Below are 16,236 nucleotides of genomic sequence, written 5' to 3'. Positions count from 1 at the left end.
TCCTGTCTTTCCTGCTTCTCCTCAGGCCACGCGGTACTGCTCGTCGCGGGCGTCCGTGATGAACATCTGGCCCGGTGCGTGCGTGATCGCGAACGGCGGCCGCGAGGCCCTCACCGCCGCCTGCGGGGTGACCCCGCACGCCCAGAACACCGGGACGTCGCCCGGCTCGACGTCCACCGGGTCGCCGAAGTCGGGGCGGCCCAGGTCCTCGATGCCGAGCGCCGCCGGGTCGCCGTTGTGCACAGGACCGCCGTGCACCGCGGGCATCAGGGCGCTGTGACTGATCGCCGTGGCGAGGTGCTCGGGCGGCACGGGGCGCATCGACACCACCATGGGCCCCTGCAGCCGCCCCGCGGGACGGCAGAGCCGATTGGTCACGTACATCGGGACATTGCGGCCTTGCTCGACATGGCGCATCGGAACTCCGGCCTCGGCAAGCGCCCACTCGAAGGTGAAGCTGCAGCCGAGCAGGAACGACACCAGGTCGTCGCGCCAGTGCGGCACGGCATCCGTGGGCTCGTCGACGAGTTCGCCGTGCTCCCACACGCGGTAGCGCGGGAGATCGGTGCGCAGATCGGCGTCCGGGGCGAGCGGCGTAGACCAGGAACCGGCGTCGGTGACGTCGAGCACCGGACAGGGCTTCGGATTGCGCTGGCAGAACAGCAGCATGTCGTACGCCCAGTCGGCGGGGACCGAGATCAGGTTCGCCTGTGTGTGGCCGGGGGCCAGGCCCGCGGTGGGCCCGGTCACTCCGGAACGGAACTGCTTGCGGGCCTCGTCAGGCGTCCAGGCGTGCCCGTCGACGCGCCCCATGGCGGAGCCGGCGGGCCGGTTCTTCGGCCGGTCCTTCGCCCGGTGCGTGGTCCGGTCCTTGGTCCGGTCCTTGGTCCGGTCATCCGTCCCGTTCACAGCAGCTCCTTGCCACGCGTCTCGGGCAGGCCGAGCAGCGCTATCACCGCGAGACCGTAGCCCACCGCGCCGAGGACGAGCGCGCCGCCGACTCCCCAGCTGTCGGACAGAAAGCCGACGAGGGTGGGCAGGAACGCGCCCACGCCGCGGCCGCAGTTGTACGTGAAGCCCTGACCGGTGCCGCGCACGGCGGTCGGGTAGAGCTCGCTGAGGAACGATCCGAAGCCGCTGAAGATCGCGGACATGCAGAAGCCGAGCGGGAAGCCGAGGACGAGGAGCAGACCGTTCGCCCCCGAGGGGATGTTGGTGTAGGCGAGGATGCCGATCGCGGACAGCACGGCGAAGAGGACGATGTTCTTCTTCCGGCCGATCCGGTCCGAGAGATAACCGCCGGTGAGATAGCCGATGAAGGCACCGGATATCAGGAAGGTCAGATAGCCGCCGGTGCCGACGACGGTGAGCCCCCGCTCGGTCTTGAGGTACGTCGGCACCCAGGTCGCGAGCGTGTAGTAGCCGCCCTGGACGCCGGTGGAGAGCAGCGTCGCGAAGAACGTCGTGCGCAGCAGGTCCTTCTTGAAGATCGAGGAGAAGGAGCCGCGCTCGGTGCTGGCTGTGCGACGCGCGGCGGCCTCGGGTGCGTCGCTGACATTCCGTCGTATGTAGATCACCAGCAGGGCGGGCAGCGCGCCCGTCCAGAACATCACGCGCCAGGCGGTGTCGGCGTCGAGGAACTGGAAGACCAGGGTGTAGACGATGACGGCGAGCGCCCAGCCGGCCGCCCACGCGCTCTGCACGGCGCCGAGGGTGCGGCCACGGTGCTTGGCACTGGCGTACTCCGCTACCAGGATCGCGCCGACAGCCCACTCGCCGCCGAAGCCGAGGCCCTGAAGGGCCCGGAAGACAAGCAGCGTCTCGTAGTTGGGGGCGAAACCGCACAGGACGGTGAACACCGCGTAGGTGATCACCGTGATCATCAGCGCCTTCACCCGGCCGATCCGGTCGGCGAGGATCCCGGCGCCGGCGCCGCCCACCGCGGAGACGACCAGGGTGACGGTGGTGAGAAGTCCGGTCTGTCCGTTGTCGAGACTGAAGTACGCGGCGATCGCCACCATGCTGAGCGGCAGCGTGAAGTAGTCGTAGGAGTCGAGGGCATAGCCGCCGAACGCACCGCCGAAGGCACGGCGGCCGCGTGGACCGAGTGCCTTCAGCCAGGCGAACGCGCCGGTGTCCTCGGGGAGTTCGCCCTGCTTCGTCTGTGCCTGGGTCGTGCTCATCTGCACCTCGCAGAGGGGGAGGAGGGTGCTGTCGAGACTGTGCGGTGTCGCCAAGGTAGGGGATTGTTGAACGATCCGACAAGGGTGATGTCGGGTTGTTCTTGCTTCTACGCTTCTACGATGGAGTTCGCGCGTCGGCGAGAGCGGCCGGCGGGGGAGAGAGAGGGTGTTGTGGGGACGACGGAGTCCGGGATCGGCGGACTGGCGGACGACCGCCCGCTGTTGGGCCGAACCAGCACGGCGGAACGGGTCGCGGACATCCTGCGCACCCGCATCGCGGAGGGCTACTTCCCGCCGGGAGAGCGCCTTTCTGAGGACAGCATCGGCAAGGCGCTCGGCGTCTCGCGCAACACACTGCGCGAGGCGTTCCGGCTGCTGACACACGAGCGGCTGCTGGTGCACGAGCTCAACCGCGGGGTTTTCGTGCGGATGCTCGCCGTTCAGGACGTCGTGGACATCTACCGCACCCGGCAGTTGGTCGAATGCGCCGTCGTGCACGGGCTCGGAGAGCCGCCGTACGCGCTGGAGCAGCTGGACGCGGCCGTGGCGGGCGGTGAGCGGTCGGAGCGTGAGCGCGACTGGAAGGGTGTCTCCACGGCCAACATCCACTTCCACCGCGAACTCGTCGCCCTCGCAGGCAGCGCCCGCACGGACGAGTTGATGCGCAGCGTGCTGGCCGAGCTGCGGCTGGCGTTCCATGTGGTGGACGACCCGCGGCGGCTGCACCAGCCTTATCTCGTACGTAACCGGGCGATTCTGGAAGCTCTGCGCGCGGGGGACCGGTCGGGCGCGGAGCGGCTCCTCGCGGACTACCTCGACGACTCGCGCATGCAACTGGTGGAGACGTACGCGCATCGCGTAGAGGAGGAAGAAGAAGAGGGAGCGTAGCGGGGCCGGTCGCTTCTGCGCCGTTTCGACCGTTGTCAGTGCGAGGACCTAATCTGTGCAGCGTGACTTCGCCTGCCTCGACGGACTTCGTTCCGCCCCAGCTCAGCGCGGGGCCGCGGCCCGCACAGGGCCCGGCCGCCGACGAAGGGCTCGCGCGGCGGCTGCGCGCGCTCGCGTGCACCGCGCCGCTGCACGACCTCGACACCCGCAAGGCGAACCTCGCGGGGGAGTACACCGTGTACGCGATGGCGGAGGTCGCCCTCGCGGCGATCGACCTCGTCACGCTGAACATGGACTTCGACACCGGCGCCGATCATGACCAGATAGTGGCGAGACTGCTTCCGCGCGTCGCCGCCCAGGCCCCGCGGCGCCCGGTTGCCGAGCATGAGCGGGTCGCCCGCTGGGTCCTGGAGAACCTGATCAACGTCGGCAGCGTGGACCGCGGATTCCGCGCGGTCTACGGCACTTTCGGCCCCGACGGCGTCTACACACGGCGTGACTACGACTTCAAGCTCATCGAGGAAGTGCCGGGATACGGCGGCAGCGTCTATCTCCGTACGACCGACGAAGCGGTCAACGTCCTGGTCGGCGCCCTCGACACGGACGTCACCAGCGCGCAGATCGCGGCCGAGGTGAAGCTGGAGGTCCTGATCAGCAGGGGCCGCCTCGCCGATGCTCAGCTCGCGGCCGAGCAGGCCAGATACCGCACCGTGCAGTACGCCGAGACGCTGCGCAGAACGCTGGAGGCGACCCGGCGCAATGTGCGGGCCGTCGACTGGCTCAACGCGGTGCCCGACATGATCGCCGAGGCGCTCGACCACGTCGCCGACCGCTATCGCCATGAGAACGCGATCCTGACGAACATCCGCAGGGCGAGGGACGAGGCAGAAGACCCCGAGCACAAGCGGCGCGCCGCCGAACTCGTCGACATAGTCAAGGACTGCATCCGCCGCCACACTCAGCTCCAGTCCCGGCTGCTCGAGGCCGGCCCGCTGTTCCGCGCCGAACAGGACCGCCAGGCCTTCGCCCGCCCCACCGCCCGGACCGGGCTCGATCTGTACGGTCAGCTGGTCGCGCCGATCCTGCCGCTCCCCATGGAGGCCGCGATCCGCGTCACGGACGCGTTCTTCGCACGCGGGACCGGTCTGCGTACGCCGTCGTCCGTACGGGTCGGAGACCTGGTCGACATGCTGCTCACCCCGCCGATGGAGCGCGAGCATCTGGGCGCGGAGATGCCTGAGCCGGATCTGATCGCCACGCCCGACGACAGCCGCTTCAGCGAAGCGCAGCTGGCGAGCGCGATGGAACTGCTCGACCTGGAGCACGACGCGCCGCGCCGACTCTCGGGACTGCTCGCGGAGGCCCGCCGCCGCGATCCAGAACTGCCGTATCTGGTCGCCCTGCTGGCCATCCACGCGGCGAGCCCACCGGTCGGCACGGCCTACCGCCAGGGCGAGGAGCGGCTGCTGTTCGCCGTCGACGACGGCACCGAACTGGACGACCCGGAATTCGGCGGGGCGGACCTGATCGTGGGCACGGCGCTGCTGGACGCGACGGGCATGGCGGCAGCGCGTTCGGAGGCGGCGTGAGCACCAGTACCGGGGCTCCGCCCCGGACCCCGCCGGGGGCGCTGCCCCCGGACCCCCGCGCCTCAAACGCCGGCGGTGCTCATTTTGAGCCCGTTCGGCGATTGAGGACACGCCCGAAGGGCGTGCTGGGGTCTGGGGGCGGAGCCCCAGTTCCAGGCCCGCCGCAGGCGCCGTCTCGCCGACACCAGCAATTCGCAGCAAGGAGCACCCTCCAGTGAGTGACGACCACGCACCGACCACCGCGTGGAGCGACCGCGACCCGACCGGCCCGGCTGAGACGCCCGCATCGGCCGCACCGGCCACCGCCACCGCCGCCGTCACGCCCGCCGACGCCGCCGACGCCGCGCGGCTCGTCTCCTTCGGACTGCAGCCCAAGCTGCTGCCCGCGCGTGACGCGGAGTACGCCGAACTGCTGCGCCGCTACCGCGAGGAGACGGCCTTCGCCCGGCTCGCCGACGCCGTCGCCACCGGACTCGGGCTCGTCGTCCTCGAAGTCTCCCCGCGCGCCGGCATGGCCGTCACCGCCGGTGAGGACTCCGTCTTCGCCGTCCGCATGGGCGACTACGCCCGCCGCGCGTCCCCCGACTCCGCGGACCGCTTCCTGCACGGCCTGGCCCATCTCGCCGTCGCCGCCATGGCGTTCCCCCGCCCCGAGGACCTCGCCGACGACGGCTACATCGGCCGCATAACGGTCAACGGCGTCGACGCATTCGTCCGCCACGCATGCCGCCGCCTGGAGGAGCGCGCCGACGCGCAGGGCGAGAACACCGACCCCGCCACCGACACCCCCGGCCTGGAAGCCGCCTGGCGGATCTACGCACGGCGCAGCGCCACCGGTGCCACCAAGGACGCGCGACGCCTCGCCGGATCCACCACCGGCATCGTCGGCAAGGCGGTCGCCTTCCTCACCGACTCCGGCTTCCTCCAGCGGACCGGTGACGACGCCGGAGGCGCCTACCGCACCACCGCCCGCTACCAGCTCCAGGTGCGCGACATGGCGGGCAGCGCGGCCATGGCCGAGCTCATCGAGCTCGGCGTCGTGCCGGTCAGCGACGGCACCGCCACGCTCGTGCCGCCGCCCGACGCGGACGACCTGGAGCTGGCGGCCGACGCCGGCCTGCCCTTCCACGCCTGAACCCGTACCTCCCTGCTGAACTCCCCTGCCACACCTTCCTGCCAACTACGAGAGTCCGCCGCCATGTACGAGCTGTCCCGGGTCCGCCTCTACTCCATCGGGCCTGCCGGTGCGCGCTATGCCGACACCGTGCTGGACCTGCGCGGAGTCGGCGAGCCGGTGCCCCACCCCGCCCCCACACAGGCGGAGTTCTTCGAGGAGGAGCCGGTCGGCCCGCCGCGCCGCCCCGCGCCGGCCGGCGTGCTCTTCCTGGAGAACGGCGGCGGCAAGTCCGTACTGCTGAAGCTGATCTTCTCGGTGATGCTGCCCGGCCACCGCAACACCCTCGGCGGCGCCAGCTCCGGAGTACTGCGCAAGTTCCTGCTCGCCGACGACTGCGGACATGTCGCCCTGGAGTGGCAGCACACGCTCACCGGCGAGCTGGTGGTGGTCGGCAAGGTCAGCGAGTGGCGTGGCCGTCAGGTCTCGGGCGACCCGCGGAAGTTCGCGGAAGCCTGGTACTCCTTCCGGCCGGGACCGGGACTCAGCCTCGACTCCCTGCCGGTGGCCGAGTCGACCGCTGTCCGTCCGCCCGCCGAGGGCGCGTCGGGAGCGCAGGGCCGACGCCGCACGATGAAGGGCTTCCGGGACGCCATCACCGAGGCGGGCAAGGCGTATCCGCACCTCGACGTGTACTGGGAGGAGATCCACGACCGCTGGAACGAACACCTCGGCGATGTGGGTCTCGATCCCGAACTGTTCCGCTACCAACGGGAGATGAACGCGGACGAGGGCGAGGCCGCCGGGCTCTTCGCCGTCAAAAAGGACTCCGACTTCACCGATCTGCTGCTGCGGGCCGTCACCGACACCCGCGACACGGACGGGCTCGCCGACCTCGTCAGCAGCTTCGGCAACAAGCTCGGCCGCCGCGCCGAACTCACCGCGGAACGCGACTTCACGGCCGGCTCGGTCGATCTGCTGGGCCGGATCGTGGAGGCGGCCGAAGCCCGGACCAGGGCCCGCGACATCCACGCGGGCGCCGAGCGCCGTACGCGCACGCTGGCCCGCCGGCTCTCCGCCCGCGCCGCCCAGGAGCGAGGCCGTACGGCCGACCTCGCCCAGCAGGTCACCGCCGCCGCGCACACCGTGACGGAGGCCGAGCAGGCCCGCAGCCGCAGCTCGCTGATCGCCGCGGAACTGGCCTACCGGCACGCCTCGTTGGCCCTGGCCGTCGCGGAGAAGGGCGCCACGGCGCAGCGTCGTGAGCTGGCCGACGCGCGCACGCTGCACTCCGCCTGGCAGGCCGCTGAAGCCGTACTGCGCCACCGCGCCGCCGCCGACCGCTCCGCGCGCGTCGCCGCGGCGATCCGCGAGGCCGAACGGGACGCCGCCCCGGCGCTCGCCGCCCGTGCCAAGGCCGCCGCCGACCTCGTCCGCGCCCTGCACTCCGCAGCGGAGGCGGGCGAAGGGCTGGCCAATGAGGAGGAGGAGCGCTCCGCGGCGCTCCTGGAGGCGGGCGAGGCCGCACACCGCGACGCGACGGCCGCGGCCACGGAGGCGCAGCGCGCCCGCAGCGAGATCGGGCACCTGCGGCAGCGGCTGACCGAGGTCGAACAGGAGACGGCCGAGGCGGTACGGGCGGGCTGGCTCGACGACACCGCACCCGACGCCGACCCGGCGCGGGCCGCGCTGGCGGCGAGCGACGCGGAGAAGACGGCCGTCGGGACCTGGGACGCAGCCCGCGAGGCTGCTCGCACGACGGCGGACCATGCGCGCGACGCGGCCGCGGTGGAGGCCCGCGCCGAACTTGGGGCCGCCCGTGCGTCGGACGCGGCCGTGGCCGCGGAGAACGCGTACGAGGCGGAGCGCCGCGCGGCGGCCTCGATCGCCGGTGACGACCGCCTGGCGGAACTGCTGAGTCTGCCACCGACGCTGCATGCGGCGGTGCCGTCGCCACGACGGGGGACGACGGCGGCCGGTCAGACGCCCGGGGGAGTGCGCGCGGGGGACACGTCGGCGTCTGCCGGCGACGGCGCCACGGGCGGGCTCGGGCCGTCGCAAGCCGGTACATCCGCGGCGCCGGGGCCCGGCCAGGCGGGTGACCCCGTCTCCGAGGCGGGCGGCGCCGGTTCGTCCGGCGCGTCGGCCGACAGCGCGCGTGGCGCGTCCGTGGACCCCGCCCACGCCACTCTCCGCGCCGACTCCGCCGCGGTGTCCGGCAGCGGACAGACACACCAGGGCGGAAACACGCCCGGCACCGCTGCCCCCCTCCGCACCGTCGAAGAGCCCCTCACCGCCGAAGAGTTGGACCGGTACGCCGACGAGCTGCGGGAGCTGCTCGACCAGGGCATCGCCTCCGCCGAGCGGCATCTCTTCGACCTGCGCACCGCCGCCGCCGACGACGCCCGCATCCTCGGAGCGCTCGGCGACGGCGGGCTGCTGCCCCCCGGGCCCGACGTCCTCGCGACCGTCGAGTACCTCGGCGAGCACGGCATCCCCGCCCTGCCCGGCTGGCGCTACCTCGCGCAGGCCGTCGACCCGGCCGACCACGCCGCCGTGCTGGCCGCGCGGCCCGAACTCGTCGACGGTGTGGTGATCACCGATCCCGCCTCGCATGCCCGCGCACGCGAAGTCCTCGGCGCAGCCGCGCTGTTGCCCCGGTCCGCCGTGGCCGTCGGCACGGCCGCCGCGCTGCTCGCGCCGGTGCCAGGGCCCGGCACGGGCAGCGCCCCCGGCGAAGACGTGTTCCTCGTACCGCCGAACCCGGCCATGCACGACGAACACGCGGCCGACGAGGAGCGGCAGGCACTGCGGGCCCGGGCGACCGCGCGGGACGAGGAGATCCGTGCACTCGCGGCCCGGCTGGCCGGGGACCGTTCGATCGCCGCGCGGCTCGGCTCGTGGCGCGCGGACTGCCCGCCCGGGATGCTCGCCGAGCTCGCGCAGGGCGCCCGCAGCGCACGCGAAGCCGCAGAGGAGGCGCAGGCGGCGCTCGCCGAAGCCCGTACCGTACGCGCCGAGGCGGACGAGGCCGCGGCCGACGCCGCCCGGGTGCGCGACGAACGCCAGGAAGCGGCCCAGCGCGCCCGCCGCGCCGCCGATGCCCTCGCGGGCCTCGCCTTCCGGCTCCGTGAGCGCGCCGGCTGGCAGGTGAAGCTGCGCGAACTGGCGGACGACGCCGCCGAGTCCGAGGCCCGGGCCACGACCTGCCTGGAGCGGGCGAAGGCCGCCGACGAGGACCGCCGGGCCGCCCAGCGCGCCGGTGACGACGCCCGTCGTACGGCCCGCGCGCTGCGCGCCGAGCGCGCGGAGATCGCCGGTGCCCCGGAGAACCTGCCGGCGGCGGACGCGGACACTCCGCGCACCGCGCTGCCCGCCCTGCGTGAGGCGTACCGGGCCGCATCCCAGCTGTACGAGAAGGTGGGCGTCGGCGCCGACCTGCGCGCCGAACAGGCCCGTGCCGAGAGCGACGAGAGCGCCGCCCTCGCCGAGCTCGACAGGCTCACCAACAAGGTCCGCACCCGCGCCGCCCAGCTCCTGGAGGGCACGGACGGCGCCGACGGTCCGTCCCGCCAGGCCGCGGCCGCCCGCGCCGAGTCGCTCGTACAGATGCTGGAGTCTCGCGCGTCGGAGGCCAGCGAGAAGCTGGGCCGCCTGCGCGGCGAGGCGGAGCGGCTGGCTCCGTCCCCCGGCCTTCGGCATGGGGGACCTCACGGCGAGTCGCACACCGACCTTCCCGAAGAGCTGGTCCCCGCCGACGCCGAACAGGCTCAGGCCCTGCTGCGCACCGCCACGGCCGAACTGGCGGCGCGCACCGACGCGTTGGAGACGGCCCGTTCCGCCCACGCCGCCCTGCTCCAGGCCCATCGCGCCGCCGAGGACGCGGCGGGCGGCTTCGACGAGACCGCGGCGCTCCTGCGAGACCTGCTGCGGGAGCACCACGACGACGCGGCCGACGCGCAGGAGGCGCCCGAGCCGTACCCCGGCAGCCTGGAGGAGGCACGGCACTCGGCCGCCGAGGCCCGCCGGTCACTGCGCGGCTGCGCCACCGACCTGTCGGCGGCCGAGGCAGCCGTGCGAGAAGCGAGCGACATCCTCGTACGGCACGCCAACTCCACGCGGTACGAGCAGGTGCGCACCCCCGCACGCCAGCAGATCCGGGAGCTGCCGGCCGCCGCACTGCCCGAGCACGCCGCGAAGTGGGCGGAGGCCTTCGCTCCCCGGCTGCGCGTGCTGACCGACGAGCTGGAGCAGCTGGAGCGCAACCGCGACACCATCGTCGACCGGCTGCGCGGTCTCGTGGAGTCCGCGCTGACGACGCTCCGTTCGGCACAGCGGCTCTCCCGCCTTCCGGAGGGGCTCGGCGAGTGGTCCGGACAGGAGTTCCTGCGGATCCGCTTCGAGGAGCCGGACCAGGCGACGCTCGCCGAGCGGCTCGGCGAGGTCATCGACGAGGCGACCCGGGCGGCCGTGAAGAAGAACTCCGCGGCGGCGTACGGGGAGGGCCGCCGGGACGGAATGTCCTTGCTGCTGCGCGGAGTTCAGGCTGCGCTGCAGCCGAGGGGCATCGCCGTGGAGATCCTCAAGCCCGACGCGGTGCTGCGTGCCGAGCGGGTCCCGGTCGGCCAGATGGGCGACGTCTTCTCCGGCGGCCAGCTGCTCACCGCGGCCATCGCGCTGTACTGCACGATGGCGGCTCTGCGCAGCAACGACCGCGGCCGGGACAAGCACCGGCATGCCGGCACACTGTTCCTCGACAACCCGATCGGCCGGGCCAACGCGACGTACCTGCTGGAGCTCCAGCGGGCGGTCTCCGATGCGCTGGGGGTCCAGCTGCTCTATACGACAGGGCTCTTCGACACCACGGCTCTCGCCGAATTCCCGTTGGTCATCCGGCTGCGCAATGACGCGGACCTGCGCGCGGGTCTGAAGTACATCAGCGTGGAGGAGCATCTGCGCCCCGGCCTGCCGCAGCAGGACCCGTCGGGGGAGACGGTGCACGGCGAGATCACGGCGACCCGCATGTTCAAGCGAACGCCGGTCCCACCGGAGGAAGTCAGCCCGTCCGGCGCTTGAGGAGCCCCGCACCCCGAGCCCGCACCCCGAGCCCCGCACCCCGCGTCCGTACCCCGAGGCCGGTGCCCACGGCGCGGCGGCCAGGGCCCCGAGCGCCCGGAGTCCCGCACCCTGTCACGCCTCCGACAGCCGCCCCCGGCTCCGTTCCCGCCGCCGTATCCGTGCACTCTCGCGCGCCGCAGCCCGCGCCGTGCGTCGTGCCCGGCGGCGTTCACGGCGCAGTTGGCGCGCCGTGCTGCTCGGTATGGACACCACGCCATTGCGCTGGTTCCACACCTGGCGGGTCACCCAGACGTCAAGAACCGCCCACGTCGCCACCACCGTGCTGCCCACACTGCTGAGCACCATGGGAAACGCCAGCCAGGACCCCGCAAGCGTGCACAGAAACGCGATCATCGCCTGAATGATCGTCAGCGACGCTATGATCACCGCGCGCACCGCTGCCGTACGGACCGGATCAGCCATGCGCCGTCGCACCGCCGGCTCCTCCACCCAGAGCTCCCGCGGGACATTCGCATAACTCGTCGCCCGCACTGCGCCACGACGCTCGTCCGTGTCCATGGACCTGTCACTCCCCACCTCTGTCCGACATCAGGGTGGCTGCCCGGATTCCGCTGCTTTACTCCGGCACCCGCAGCGAATGCGAACCGAAACCGGAACCGATGCGATGCTCGCGGCGTAGTGCGAACACCCGTGCCCCCCGCACAGAATGACGATTGACCAGGCCGGATGATTCCCGAGCAGCGAAAAATTCCAGCCATCTGCCGCGGTCCGAAAAATGACGCGCCGCCAGGTGTGGTCGCGCACCGCGGGAATGTCATCTCCCCGAATACCTGGACAACCCGTGATCAAGACATCTGTCCTCGGCCGAAAATCGTCCGGACGTGCCTTCGAGTTGTCAGTGTGACAGTAGTAGGCTCACGCCGTTTGTTGACGGAACACCTCCCGCACCGGGCGGGGGGTTGATCAGGGGGAGGCCATGCGCTTTCGCGGGAAGTCCATCCGCCGGAAGATCGTGGCGTTGTTGCTGGTGCCGCTCGTCTCCCTCACCGCCCTCTGGGGCTTCGCCACCGTACTGACCGGTCGGGAGGCCGATCAGCTTCTGGACGTCAGCTCAGTGGTCGAAAATGTCGGCTATCCGGTCGCGGACACTGTCAACGTCATCCAGAAGGAACGCCGCCAGACCCTCATCTACCTTGCGGACCGCAGGGCTTCGGAGGCTTTGCCCACCCTGCGCCGCCAGCGCATGGCCACCGACGAGGCCGTCGCCAAGATCAAGGCGAATATGGAGAAGTCCGGAGTCCTCGACGACATGCGGCCGGACACCGAGCAGAAACTGAACTCGCTCCTCGAAGCACTCGACGGACTGGGCGCTCTTCGCCGCTCCGTGGAGACGGGGACCGTCTCCCGCAACCAGGCCCTGGAGTTCTACAACAGGGTCGTCGACCCCTGCCACAGCTTCCTGTTGACGCTCCACGCCTTCAACGACGTCGAGATGGAGCGGCAGGGCCGCGCCCTCGTCGGACTCGTCCGCGCAACGGAGATGCTCTCCCGCGAGGACGCCCTCATCGCCTCCTCGCTGACCACCCGCAAAATCACGGCCGATGAGATCCGCGCTCTCTCCGATTTCGTCGCCAACCGCGAGCTGTACTACGAGACCAACCTCGAGGTACTGCCCGCCAAGGAGCGCGAAGTCTACGAGCAGTACTGGCGCAGCCCCAAGACCGCGCCCCTGCGCGACGCCGAGGAACGCCTCATCACCGCGGGCCCCGTCGACAAGTCCGGCGCGTCCGAGGCAGCCCGCTGGCAGGCGGCCGCCACCCCCGTCCTCGACGACCTCGCCCGCGAGGCCAAGGAGGCGGGCGTCCGCTACCAGGACCGCGTCGAGCCCGCCGCGTACAGCGTCTTCGTCAAGGCCGGCGTCGCGGGCGTACTGGGCTTCCTCGCCCTGCTGGTCTCTGTGATCGTGTCCGTACGCATCGGGCGCGACCTCGTCCGCGACATCTCCCGGCTGCGCAAGGAGGCCCACGAGGTCTCCGGCGTACGTCTGCCCAGCGTGATGCGCCGGCTCGCCGCCGGTGAGCATGTGGACATCGAGACCGAAGCGCCGCGCCTCGACTACGACAAGGACGAGATCGGGCAGGCCGGCCAGGCGCTCAACACCCTTCAGCGGGCCGCTGTCGAGGCCGCCGTCCGGCAGGCCGACATGCGCCGCGGAGTCTCCGACGTCTTCGTCAACCTCGCACGTCGCAACCAGGTTCTGCTGCACCGCCAGCTCACGCTCCTCGACACCATGGAGCGCCGCACAGAGGACACCGAGGAACTCGCGGACCTGTTCCGCCTGGACCACCTCACGACCCGTATGCGACGGCACGCCGAGGGCCTGGTAATCCTCTCCGGCGCCGCGCCTTCCCGGCAGTGGCGCAAGCCGATCCAGCTGATGGACGTCGTACGGGCCGCGGTCGCCGAGGTCGAGGACTACGAACGCATCGAGGTCCGCAGGCTGCCGCGCATCGGCGTCGGCGGCCCTGCGGTCGCCGACCTCACCCACCTCATCGCCGAACTCCTCGAGAACGCCACGGTGTTCTCGCCCCCGCACACCGGCGTCCAGGTGCACGGCGAGAGGGTCGCCAACGGCTTCACCCTCGAAATTCACGACCGCGGGCTCGGTATGGCCCCCGAAGTGCTGCTCGACGCCAATCTGCGGCTCGCGGAGACTCCCGAGTTCGAGCTCTCGGACACCGACCGGCTCGGCCTGTTCGTCGTCAGCCGGCTCGCCCAGCGGCAGAACGTCCGGGTCTCGCTGCAGCCTTCGCCGTACGGCGGGACCACCGCGATCGTCTTCATCCCCGCGGCCCTGCTCACCGAAGCCCCGGAAACTCAGGGAACCGGCTTCCGCCTCGACCGCAAGAGTGAGAGCCCGGCCGGGCGGCGCGGCAGCGACCGCAAACTCACGACGCTCTCCAAGGTCCCCACCCAGCTCAGTGGTGCGGCGCTGCTCGACGGACCCGTCGAACTGGAGGCACCCGTCGGCGCGCTGGGCTTCGAGGACCGGCCCGGCGTGGGCGGTGACCGCTCCCGCCCTGGCACTGACCGCCCCGGCCTCGGCGGGGTCGACTCCCTCGCCGACATCGAGGACAACGAGAGCGAGCGCGGCGGGATCTTCCGCGCCCGGGCCCGCGACCGCCGCCGCCCGACCCCGGAGGAGCAGCACCAACAGGCGCTGGACCAGACGTCCGAGCGCAACTCCGGCCCCGTGCCGCTGCCCCGCCGCAAGCCGCCGACACTGGTCACCGACCACGGCCGCAGGGTGGACGAACGCGGCCGTACCCACCCGGCCCCGGCCCCGGAGCCCGAGCGTTCCGAAGAGCCCGCGCCCGCCCCGGAGCCGCGCACCGGCCCATGGCCTCCGTCCGCCCCGGAGCCGCGTCCGGCGCCCTGGCCGGCGCCCGCACCCGCTCCGGAGCCACGCCGCGCGCCCTGGCCCGCACCCGCCCCGGCGGCGCCCGCGCCCGCACCGTCGCCGGACAACGTGCGCACCCCCAGGTCCGGCCCCGCCGACCCCGACCCGGCAGCCGCAGCCGCAGCCGCACCCGCACCCGCACCCGCACCCGCACCCGTCACGATCGACGGCCTGCCCCGCCGAGTCCGTCAGGCAAGCCTCGCCCCCCAGCTCAGGGAGGACGCCGCAGCCGCCGAACAGACCACAGCCCCGGCCGCGGGGCAGGACGTCGAACGCGATGCGGAACACGTACGCAACCGGATGGCCTCCATGCAACGAGGCTGGCAGCGCGGCCGCCGCCAGAATGCCGGAGAGGCCGAGTACGAAGGGGTCACCGACCCGGCCACCGGCCCCGGCGAGACCGCACCTGGAACGACATCGGAGGGGGACGGTCGATGACCGCACCACACGCCGCAGCACCCAACGCCGCCGCCGACCGCCTGACCACCGGGCAATCCGGCGAACTCAACTGGCTCCTCGACGAACTGGTGGACCGCGTCGCCAGCATCCGCAAGGCTCTGGTGCTCTCCGGTGACGGCCTCGCCACCGGCACCTCCCGGGAGCTGACCCGTGAGGACGGCGAGCACCTCGCCGCCGTCGCCTCCGGCTTCCACAGCCTCGCCAAGGGCGTCGGCCGCCACTTCGAGGCGGGCAAGGTCCGCCAGACCGTGGTGGAGCTGGACGAGGCATTCCTCTTCGTCACGGCGGCGGGCGACGGCAGTTGTCTGGCCGTCCTCGCCGACGCGGACTCCGACGTCGGCCTGGTGGCGTACGAGATGACGCTCATGGTCAAGCGGGTCGGAGTGCACCTGGCCACCGCTCCACGGACCGGCCAACCCGGGGGGTGAGCGGCCGGTATGAGTGACTCCGCCCAGTACGCTCGCAAACCGCGCCACTTCTTCGACGCCGAAGCCGGTCCGGTGGTCCGTCCGTACGCGATGACCCGCGGCCGGACGAGCAGCGCCACCCGCCACCGTCTCGATCTGATCGCCCTCGTCGTGCCGGAGGCCGCTGCCGACGACCCCGGCCGCGACCAGTTGCTCTCGCCGGAGCATGTCGAGATCGTCGAGCGGTGCGGCGACACCCCCCAGTCGATCGCCGAACTCGCCGCCACCCTGGATCTCCCTGTCGGAGTGGTCCGGGTCCTGGTCGGCGATCTCGTCGAGGACGCACTCGTGCATGTAACCCGTCCCGTTCCGCCGGCCGAACTGCCGGACGTGAGCATTCTCCGCGAGGTGATCAATGGTCTTCGGGCGCTCTAGCCGCCGAACGACGCCCGTCGAGCCGGTGACTCTGAAGATCCTGGTCGCGGGCGGATTCGGCGTCGGCAAGACGACTCTGGTGGGCGCGGTCAGCGAGATCAGGCCACTGCGTACGGAGGAGACGCTGAGCGAGGCGGGCCGTCCTGTCGACGACACCGCGGGCGTCGAGTCTAAGACGACCACCACCGTCGCCATGGACTTCGGGCGTATCACGCTCCGCGAGGACCTGGTGCTCTATCTCTTCGGCACGCCCGGCCAGGACCGCTTCTGGTTCCTCTGGGACGAGCTGGCGCAGGGGGCGCTGGGTGCGGTTGTGCTCGCCGATACCCGCCGCCTGGAGGACTCCTTCGGAGCCATCGACTACTTCGAGCGCCGCGCCATTCCCTTCACCGTCGCCGTCAACTGCTTCGAGGGGGCGGGTCGTTTCCCCAGCGAGAGCGTACGGGCCGCGCTCGACCTCGACCCCGAGGTGCCGCTGCTGATGTGCGACGCGCGCCAACGCGAGTCGGCCAAGGAGGTGCTGGTGGCGGTTGTGGAGCACGCGCTGGCCCGGGCCGACCGGCAGCGCGAGCACGCGGACGCCTGACCTCCGCGCCGGCCGCGGGCGCGCGCACGCCATCAG

The 16,236-nt window shown here is 72.1% G+C and carries 11 protein-coding genes; 8 read left to right on the top strand and 3 right to left on the bottom strand.

The genetic code is table 11. From position 1 onward, the window contains the following. Positions 1–21 precede the first annotated feature (21 nt). The gene (locus ACFYWY_RS33685; RefSeq protein ID WP_389193937.1) at positions 22–813 is read right to left on the bottom strand and encodes a putative hydro-lyase; all 792 of its coding nucleotides are present in this window, start codon (positions 811–813) and stop codon (positions 22–24) included. 92 nt (positions 814–905) lie between these two features. After that, on the bottom strand, positions 906–2,183 hold the full coding sequence (locus tag ACFYWY_RS33680; protein ID WP_389193812.1) for an MFS transporter: 1,278 nt from the start codon (positions 2,181–2,183) through the stop codon (positions 906–908). A 120-nt stretch (positions 2,184–2,303) separates the two neighbouring features. Here ACFYWY_RS33680 and ACFYWY_RS33675 point away from each other — a divergent pair, with 120 nt between their 5' ends. From ACFYWY_RS33675 to ACFYWY_RS33660, 4 genes are all read left to right on the top strand, one after another. Further along, positions 2,304–3,071 (top strand): GntR family transcriptional regulator, encoded by a 768-nt coding sequence (locus tag ACFYWY_RS33675; RefSeq protein ID WP_389193809.1) that lies wholly within the window; start codon positions 2,304–2,306, stop codon positions 3,069–3,071. A gap of 62 nt (positions 3,072–3,133) precedes the next feature. Then, positions 3,134–4,660: a hypothetical protein gene (locus tag ACFYWY_RS33670; protein WP_389193806.1), complete on the top strand. Its 1,527-nt coding sequence runs from the start codon at positions 3,134–3,136 to the stop codon at positions 4,658–4,660. 214 nt (positions 4,661–4,874) lie between these two features. Beyond that, a complete protein-coding gene (locus tag ACFYWY_RS33665; RefSeq protein WP_389193803.1) occupies positions 4,875–5,795 on the top strand; it encodes a hypothetical protein in 921 nt (306 codons plus the stop codon). 63 nt (positions 5,796–5,858) lie between these two features. Next, on the top strand, positions 5,859–10,850 hold the full coding sequence (locus ACFYWY_RS33660; RefSeq protein WP_389193800.1) for a hypothetical protein: 4,992 nt from the start codon (positions 5,859–5,861) through the stop codon (positions 10,848–10,850). Between the two features lie 114 nt (positions 10,851–10,964). Here the strand turns inward: ACFYWY_RS33660 and ACFYWY_RS33655 are convergent, their stop codons facing one another. Next, complete coding sequence (locus ACFYWY_RS33655; RefSeq protein ID WP_389193797.1) at positions 10,965–11,411, bottom strand: hypothetical protein; 447 nt, start codon at positions 11,409–11,411, stop codon at positions 10,965–10,967. Between the two features lie 418 nt (positions 11,412–11,829). Here ACFYWY_RS33655 and ACFYWY_RS33650 point away from each other — a divergent pair, with 418 nt between their 5' ends. From ACFYWY_RS33650 to ACFYWY_RS33635, 4 genes are read left to right on the top strand one after another with little or no spacing between them, the layout of a single operon-like run. Beyond that, complete coding sequence (locus ACFYWY_RS33650; RefSeq protein WP_389193794.1) at positions 11,830–14,751, top strand: nitrate- and nitrite sensing domain-containing protein; 2,922 nt, start codon at positions 11,830–11,832, stop codon at positions 14,749–14,751. Beyond that, positions 14,748–15,200, top strand: coding sequence for a roadblock/LC7 domain-containing protein (locus ACFYWY_RS33645; protein WP_389193791.1), 453 nt, complete (start codon positions 14,748–14,750; stop codon positions 15,198–15,200). The genes ACFYWY_RS33650 and ACFYWY_RS33645 overlap by 4 nt, the downstream gene beginning before the upstream one ends. A gap of 9 nt (positions 15,201–15,209) precedes the next feature. Beyond that, positions 15,210–15,614 (top strand): DUF742 domain-containing protein, encoded by a 405-nt coding sequence (locus ACFYWY_RS33640; RefSeq protein WP_389193788.1) that lies wholly within the window; start codon positions 15,210–15,212, stop codon positions 15,612–15,614. Then, complete coding sequence (locus ACFYWY_RS33635) at positions 15,595–16,200, top strand: ATP/GTP-binding protein (protein WP_389193785.1); 606 nt, start codon at positions 15,595–15,597, stop codon at positions 16,198–16,200. The genes ACFYWY_RS33640 and ACFYWY_RS33635 overlap by 20 nt, the downstream gene beginning before the upstream one ends. Positions 16,201–16,236 lie beyond the last annotated feature (36 nt).

This window comes from Streptomyces sp. NPDC002870, from assembly GCF_042888505.1.
Lineage (GTDB): Bacteria > Actinomycetota > Actinomycetes > Streptomycetales > Streptomycetaceae > Streptomyces.
The sequence above is the reverse complement of the archived record's forward strand: the minus strand, read 5'-3'. Positions and strand labels throughout refer to the sequence as shown.

Bases quoted from the DNA above. Each gene is read 5' to 3' on its own strand.
- ACFYWY_RS33685 (WP_389193937.1), bottom strand. From the start codon at position 813: ATGGGGCGCGTCGACGGGCACGCCTGGACGCCTGACGAGGCCCGCAAG.
- ACFYWY_RS33680 (WP_389193812.1), bottom strand. From the start codon at position 2,183: ATGAGCACGACCCAGGCACAGACGAAGCAGGGCGAACTCCCCGAGGAC.
- ACFYWY_RS33675 (WP_389193809.1), top strand. From the start codon at position 2,304: ATGGAGTTCGCGCGTCGGCGAGAGCGGCCGGCGGGGGAGAGAGAGGGT.
- ACFYWY_RS33660 (WP_389193800.1), top strand. From the start codon at position 5,859: ATGTACGAGCTGTCCCGGGTCCGCCTCTACTCCATCGGGCCTGCCGGT.
- ACFYWY_RS33655 (WP_389193797.1), bottom strand. From the start codon at position 11,411: ATGGACACGGACGAGCGTCGTGGCGCAGTGCGGGCGACGAGTTATGCG.
- ACFYWY_RS33650 (WP_389193794.1), top strand. From the start codon at position 11,830: ATGCGCTTTCGCGGGAAGTCCATCCGCCGGAAGATCGTGGCGTTGTTG.
- ACFYWY_RS33645 (WP_389193791.1), top strand. From the start codon at position 14,748: ATGACCGCACCACACGCCGCAGCACCCAACGCCGCCGCCGACCGCCTG.
- ACFYWY_RS33640 (WP_389193788.1), top strand. From the start codon at position 15,210: ATGAGTGACTCCGCCCAGTACGCTCGCAAACCGCGCCACTTCTTCGAC.
- ACFYWY_RS33635 (WP_389193785.1), top strand. From the start codon at position 15,595: ATGGTCTTCGGGCGCTCTAGCCGCCGAACGACGCCCGTCGAGCCGGTG.